This is a genomic window from Gammaproteobacteria bacterium (assembly GCA_003696665.1).
In the GTDB taxonomy this organism is placed as follows: domain Bacteria; phylum Pseudomonadota; class Gammaproteobacteria; order Enterobacterales.
The window spans coordinates 1-6,444 of the sequence record RFGJ01000531.1 but is presented as its reverse complement, the minus strand read 5'-3'; the positions used below and the strand labels follow the sequence as shown (position 1 = coordinate 6,444).

The following is a 6,444-nucleotide window of genomic DNA, read 5'->3' as shown; positions in this document are numbered from 1 at the left end:
TGAAACTGCGCGGCACGGCCACGTCCGGCTTGCGCGCCACCTTGACCCGCTCGAAGAGCAGGTGCGAGGGGGCGTTGCCCAGGTCGCTGGCGTGTTTGAGAAGACAGTTATTCTCCATCAAGCACTTCGCATTGCAACCCCGGCAGTTCGGCTTCAATCTCTTCTTTCGTCGGGATGTAATAATCTTCAATGCTTTGAGGGGTCTCTACTCCATCCTTGACGCGGATTTTGCTACGCACAGATTGATGCACTTTCGCCGAGGGATATTGGCCGTGCAGGCTGTTGTGCTCCCACCAGTAAACCTTGTGAACAGTCATGCTACCTTCTGGTCGAGCAGATGATGCGTCATTGACGAACAGCGTCCGCAGAGCTTCTTTGATTGCCTGCGCGTCTTCGTCCGAAAAACCGGTTCTGCTGGCAAGTTGAGGGTTTATCGCACCATAAAAGACGTACACACCATGATCAACGCGATGTTTCATGCCCATTGTGTCGGAACCCCGTTTTTCGCTTGGTTCGCCGCTAACGCTCTTTGTAATTTGAATGCTCGAGGCCCGATCCAAAACAGGAGCAACTGAAAAAGCAGGATGAATCGAAACGGGGCCACGTACGGGAATTGACACGCTATCGCTGTCCTCTTCGCCTTTACTCTTCTTGCCTTTCCTGGCTTTGAAAGCGAATACCTGACCAAAGGCACGTACATCCAGCCAAGTCTTGCAGGCGACTTCCTGGTACTTCTTTTTGTCTTTTGTGTCCACGCCTTTGAGCGTTTTTTCTGCTCGTTCGCGCAGGCTGCCGTAATCATCTACGCGATTGTCATCTGATTGGACGAAAATTGCATGCCCCATATCTTGCAGGCGGTTGCGAATCTTGCGCTTGATGGCGACATCTGATATCTCACCAAAGCCGTCATAAGTAACGCGCGGGCGGTTGCCGTTGAGCGGGTCGCCATTTGGATTAGCGTGCTGTACGGTCAGAACAACAGCAAAATCAATTTTCTTGGAGAGAGTGGTCATGGTAAAACCTCCTTATGATTTGGTGTGAACTACTCGTTTGAATCATCATCATTTGTTGCGGACTTATCTGTCTTTTCCCACATCTTTTGTCGCTGACAGTAATAGCCAAGCAGATACTCGCCGCTCAGTGGCTTGTTGCTGATGAAATCATCAGGGGTGAACAGGTCTTCGACTTCGCCGATAAGTTTCTTGTAATAGCTAGCTTGGCCTCCCAGCCGCATGAAATAGGGGGTAAGTAATTCGTGTATCTGTTTCCAGGTTGTAAATGGACGTTGTGAGAATTGCTGCATGTAGCGGGCGGCATTGGTTGGTCGGTTTTTCTCAGCCTTTGACAAAGCGCGTTCTTCCAGCACATCGGCAATTGCAAGAAGTCTGCCATAAAGGTAATCCCTAGATGTTCTGGTTTCATCAAGTGCCATTTCGAGTTTCTCCTTTCCATATCTGTATTTACGATAGAGTGCACAGGCAATGCTCAAGGCTTTTTCCCATTGCCAGTCTTCCATCCCAATTCGGTTGGATGCCCGCCTGACAACTGAATCTACCAAATCGCGGGGGATGGGGTGACCATCCACAATGCAGGGGAGCAGGCGTTTGATAGTCGCCTTCTTCAACCTGTCATCTACTACAAATCTTCCGTCACGGTTTGTTCCATAAGCCGCTTCGGCAATGTCCGCCGGGGCGGGCGCCCCATAAAAGGGGATAAGGATGGACTTCATTTTGCCAGTCTCAGGTTCTGGCTTTTCCCTTTTAACGTATTTATGTTGCCATGCGCAAGTCTTGTGCCAGTTTTCAATGCGGTCCAAGAAGTCTGAGCCTTTCAGGGTGCGGTAATAGACAATGGCTAAACGCCCTGGTGTAGCCGAATCCACGGCCATGACAACCACGTCGTCGCGAGCGTCAATCTTCTGGCGGTAACCGGCGATGGCTTTTTTCAGGCGAATGGCCATATCTTGGGCTGTATCCGCAACCTGTTCCTCTTCGGATGGCAAGTCACCATACAAGTCGGAAAAATCATCTGTTGGTTGTGGCACTTTCGCTCCTGACGTGGCCCAGGCGACGACGGCCAATTCGCCTTGCTTATCGCGATATCCTTGCCTGCTGATCAGCCAGGCAAGCGCATAATGCGCTTTTTGAGATGCTTCCAGGCTCACGGTACATGCCTGTCTGTCTTCTGTGAAACGGCCCCGGAAAGTGAAGTTTTTCTTATCATTCGCGGAGATCAGTTTGGCGTTATCCCCTTCGCGCCGAATGAATTTGGGATGATTGAAAGTGATCACGCGTCTTTGCCCGGTCACCATACAAAGGTCTTCGGTCTTTGTTGTGTTAAGATAGTAGTTAGCCCAACTTTCCCAAAGGGTAGCATCACGCCAGGTTTTGCTTTCCGAGGCATTGGGGGTTTCCACAATCCAGCGCACGACTGCGCCATCTTGGGTTTGGGCGTTTAGAACGGAAAAGATGTCTTTTGAATTTCTATCGCGCTTTGCTTCCTTTTTGCTGATCAAGTTGCCGTTACCGTCAACCAGGAGAATCTTCTGGGTTATCAGGTCTTGCATCAAAGTTTTCTTTTGAACGTATGTTAGCACGGCGCGCGCTTTGGGGTGACCGTAGGGCGAATTGCACCAATTGGTCAGCAACGTTACAAACTGTCTATAGGGCTCTTCAGGGTCTTTCGCAAATCCCGATGTCACTTTGCCACCGTGTTCGACAAAATCGCCTGCTAGGTATTGCAATTTATCGCTGAACGGGTGGGGTGTTGGTTTGTTTCCAGAGCGGCCAGCAGAACTTTCGGTTGCCGGGATGATAGTGGTTGCATCGCGTTTGTCCACAAGTTGGGCGCGGCGGAAATTTCCCTCACCGTCTATAACGACCTCAATATGCGCTTGAACGGTAATGTGGCAAATAGGGAGTAACGGCCTAGTCGGTTCGTTTGTGTAACCAACCATGTGTTGGCAATTTTCATAGGTTTCATAAAGGCTTTGAATCCAGTTCATCTCATCACGCTCCTTCTTGGTAGCCTTCAAGTAAGCCTTTTTCTGTCAATCCGACTGTTTGAGGTGGGCTAGCTTTCATCGGACGCAGGAACTTGCGGACAATGGCTTTCTCATCATCCGGCCGAGGAAACACGATCACGCCATCGATCATTTTGGCCCGCCAGAATCGAGCCCACAACTCGCCATCCTTGTGTTCATCGGGATAGTCGAAGCCATGGAACATCAGTCCAAAGGCCATTTCTCCGTAGTTGTCGTAAAATCCCTGGCCCTCGCCGAATTTGCACGGAGCAACGTACCCTTGGCACTCGCGCGTGCCAAGAAACACGTCTCGCCTGCCACCTCGTTCGATCATCCGGCGTGCGATCCAGTAATGTTTGTGATCGTTGCGGTCCTTTTCCAGGTCAGGGCGGTTGTAATTCCAGTCGAAATGAGCCTGCACCTGGTATTCAACATCGGTGAGGTAGGTATAAATTGCAAGGTCATTGCTGCTTTCGTTGTTGCCCTTCTGATATTTGATAGGCTTAACGCCGCGCGTTTGGGTGCGGATAGGGCTCATTACCCGGACTTTGTCGATGTACCACACAATGGTCGGTTTCCAATACACCGAGCTCAGGATCCCTTTCAACGCTTCATAGGTGGGCACCGGATAGGAGTACTTTTCACCGCCAAGTTTGGTCAGAGGGTCAGTAAAAAGTGCGTATTTGCCCCATACTTTGAACTCTACGATATTTTTGTAGTTCATTGAGACCTCCTTTTGTTCACGGGTTGAGAAAGCAGTGGTTTGTGCTTTTATTCTCCAACAACGTTATACGATGAGCGTTTCCATGGTGCTGTCAGATTCATCGCTCCATCCAAATTCATCGTTGTAGTATGTGTCATCAAGATAAAAGACACCCGCTCCTTCTTGCACCTCGTGGATCGCTCCCCCCTTATGCAGTTTTTTGAATTGATTCTCAAATAAATTTACAGAGTATCGCTGGGCTTTTTTGAGCAAGCGGCCTGATTTTCCCAGTTCGTAAGCGCTGCACAACTCTGTGATAATCTGTTTTCCATCTTTATACGGCACGATTACACTGCATGTAAGCGAGTCAATGACGCGGAACTCTCGATTTGCAGTGCGAAACGATTGTTTCAATAGTATTTCAGGTGCGTTCCCGTGATGAGCCGCTCTGTAGTTTGTTACTGAAAGGCTATTTGTCGAAAGCAGGTTGAACAGATTGTCATCTCTTCCCACTGATGAGCTCCTGCTTACAGGATACTTCATTTTGTCTTTCTGGGCGGTATAGTACCAATTATAGTACATTGACACCGCTTGCAACCCAATAGGATCGTGCTCAAAGGCGGCGGGATCATTTTTGAAATCATCGAGCAGGCGTTGTGCATAGTCGCGGCCAATTTTGATCTCTGGCAGATGGGCAAGGGTTTCCTCTTGAGGGTTGATAATCCATACCTTGCCTCCGTCCTCGCGCGCGCCGTGGCGGTTGCAGCGCCCGGCGGATTGTGTGATCGAATCCAGACCAGCCAGGGCTCGAATGACTGCGCCGAAGTCAATATCCACGCCGGCTTCAATGAGTTGTGTGCTGACACAAATCACGGGCTGGCCGGATTTCAGCTTGGACGTGATTTCATCCAGTTTATCTCTGCGATGTGCGGCACACATATTGGTACTCAGATGGTAGAGTCCTGCGTTCGGCTTGCGGGTTTTGATTTCCTGGTACAATGCCCGTGCCGAAGCACGGGTATTGACAACAACCAAAACACTGCCGTTTTCTTGCAGAGCTTGTTCTGCTAGGTTGGCAATTTCGGCATGACTCCAGCCACCTGGCTTGCGTTCATCGTAGACTTCAACACGTTTTAATTTTCTGAACAGTTCCTGCTCACCTTGGATTGGAACGATATGCTGTTCAGGGGTGATGTTCAACCTGCGGTAGGGAGTGTCCAATTTATCGAAGGGCGGCTGAGTCGCCGTGCAGAGCACAATGGTTGCACCACAATCGTGGGTCAAGAAACGTAAAGCAGTGGTAAACATCTCTGTCGTTTTGACGGGGATGGTTTGGACTTCATCGAAAATGATGACTGAGTTCGCCAGTTGGTGCATCCGACGAGCGTTACGCGTGCCGGGACCAAACAACGCTTCCAGAAACTGGACCTGGGTGGTGAACACAATGGGAGCGTCCCAGTTTTCCGCTAACAGGTTGTGGCGACGGGTTTCTTTTTCAGGGGTTAAGTTGGAGTGATGCTCTAGAACGATTTTCCCGCGTTCCTTTTCTGTTTCCAAGATTTCTCGTACGGTATCTGCATTTTGCTCGATAATTGTGATGTAAGGGACAATGTAGAAAACTCGTTCCATGGCGTGCTCACGAGCGTGATGCAAGGCAAAACGCAGACTGGACAGCGTTTTACCGCCCCCTGTGGGCACGGTCAATTGGTAAATGCCTTTGGGTTTATTAGCCGCATCTAAGCAATACTGGGCTACTCGCGCCCGCAGTTGGTTGACCTCCCAAGTGCGGCTACCGGTCTTCATTTGGGCAGTCTCACGTGCGAATGTTTCAAATTTGCCTTCCAGTCGTTGGATGAGAACATCCCATGAGACATATTTACCGTAATTCCGCAACGTTTCATTTTCAGGATGTTCAAAATCGGCAGTGTTCAGGCGGTCAGCCTCCAAAAGGCAACTCAATAGGAAGCGCGCCAATAAACCGTGTTTGAAAGGCATTGTCATGTTTGAATCATTCGACTCTTTCATGCGTTTGAAAAGTTTTTCGAAAAACTGCCTTTCAATTGGCTGTGCCAGAATCTCGTCTAACTGTTCTTCAATTTCAGGCAGTTTGTTTCTGGATTCAGCAAGATGTGTCAGGCCTGTGTCTTTGTTTATCCGTCGTTTAAAGTCATTGAAGCCATCAGGCTTCAGACAGTCTGTCAACCCAGAATGGTGCGAAGCGATGGCAAGCGCCAAAAACTGGGCCAGGATTTTTCCTTCTTTCCCACGACTAGCGAGTTTCTCGTAAATCAACTGCGCCCCGGCTGTGGAGTGATCAACTTCACCACGTTGAGCATCCACATAACCGTCTTCATCGGGGCTAATCAAACCTTGCCTGGAGCGCAAGTAACCTTGAAACAAATCGCTGGCCTTTCCAAAATCATGCAACAACCCCATGATTTTTCCAACATCGGCCAATCCTACTTTAGCAGCAAAGCGCCCCGCCAGTTCGGATGTTTCATGAAGGTGTGTGAGAAGCGATTGTTCTCTTTCATCTTCGCTACGGTGGGCAATCAAGTCTTCTTCTTTTTTGATTTCTCTCACCCCATAAACACGCGCTATCTTCCTGGCCTCTTGCTCTAGCCGTTTGCGCAGCCGTTCCGGCGCGAGCACCTCGCAATCGGCGCCCCAGCCGCGCACCCACGGCAGCATTTCGCGCCAGTCGGCGATTTGGGCTTCC

The 6,444-nt window shown here is 49.8% G+C and carries 4 protein-coding genes; all 4 read right to left on the bottom strand.

The window, feature by feature from the left end:
- Positions 1-107: 107 nt before the first annotated feature.
- Positions 108-1,013 carry a type I-C CRISPR-associated protein Cas7/Csd2 gene (gene cas7c, locus D6694_13090; GenBank protein ID RMH37745.1) on the bottom strand — a complete coding sequence of 302 codons (906 nt, stop codon included), beginning with the start codon at positions 1,011-1,013 and terminating at the stop codon, positions 108-110.
- Positions 1,014-1,042: 29 nt separating this feature from the next.
- Complete coding sequence (gene cas8c / locus D6694_13085; GenBank protein ID RMH37744.1) at positions 1,043-3,004, bottom strand: type I-C CRISPR-associated protein Cas8c/Csd1; 1,962 nt, start codon at positions 3,002-3,004, stop codon at positions 1,043-1,045.
- A 4-nt stretch (positions 3,005-3,008) separates the two neighbouring features.
- Positions 3,009-3,746, bottom strand: coding sequence for a type I-C CRISPR-associated protein Cas5 (cas5c, locus tag D6694_13080; GenBank protein RMH37743.1), 738 nt, complete (start codon positions 3,744-3,746; stop codon positions 3,009-3,011).
- Between the two features lie 63 nt (positions 3,747-3,809).
- Positions 3,810-6,416: a CRISPR-associated helicase Cas3' gene (cas3, locus tag D6694_13075; GenBank protein RMH37746.1), complete on the bottom strand. Its 2,607-nt coding sequence runs from the start codon at positions 6,414-6,416 to the stop codon at positions 3,810-3,812.
- Positions 6,417-6,444: the final 28 nt, after the last annotated feature.

Bases quoted from the DNA above. Each gene is read 5' to 3' on its own strand.
- cas7c (RMH37745.1), bottom strand. From the start codon at position 1,013: ATGACCACTCTCTCCAAGAAAATTGATTTTGCTGTTGTTCTGACCGTA.
- cas8c (RMH37744.1), bottom strand. From the start codon at position 3,004: ATGAACTGGATTCAAAGCCTTTATGAAACCTATGAAAATTGCCAACAC.
- cas5c (RMH37743.1), bottom strand. From the start codon at position 3,746: ATGAACTACAAAAATATCGTAGAGTTCAAAGTATGGGGCAAATACGCA.
- cas3 (RMH37746.1), bottom strand. From the start codon at position 6,416: ATGCTGCCGTGGGTGCGCGGCTGGGGCGCCGATTGCGAGGTGCTCGCG.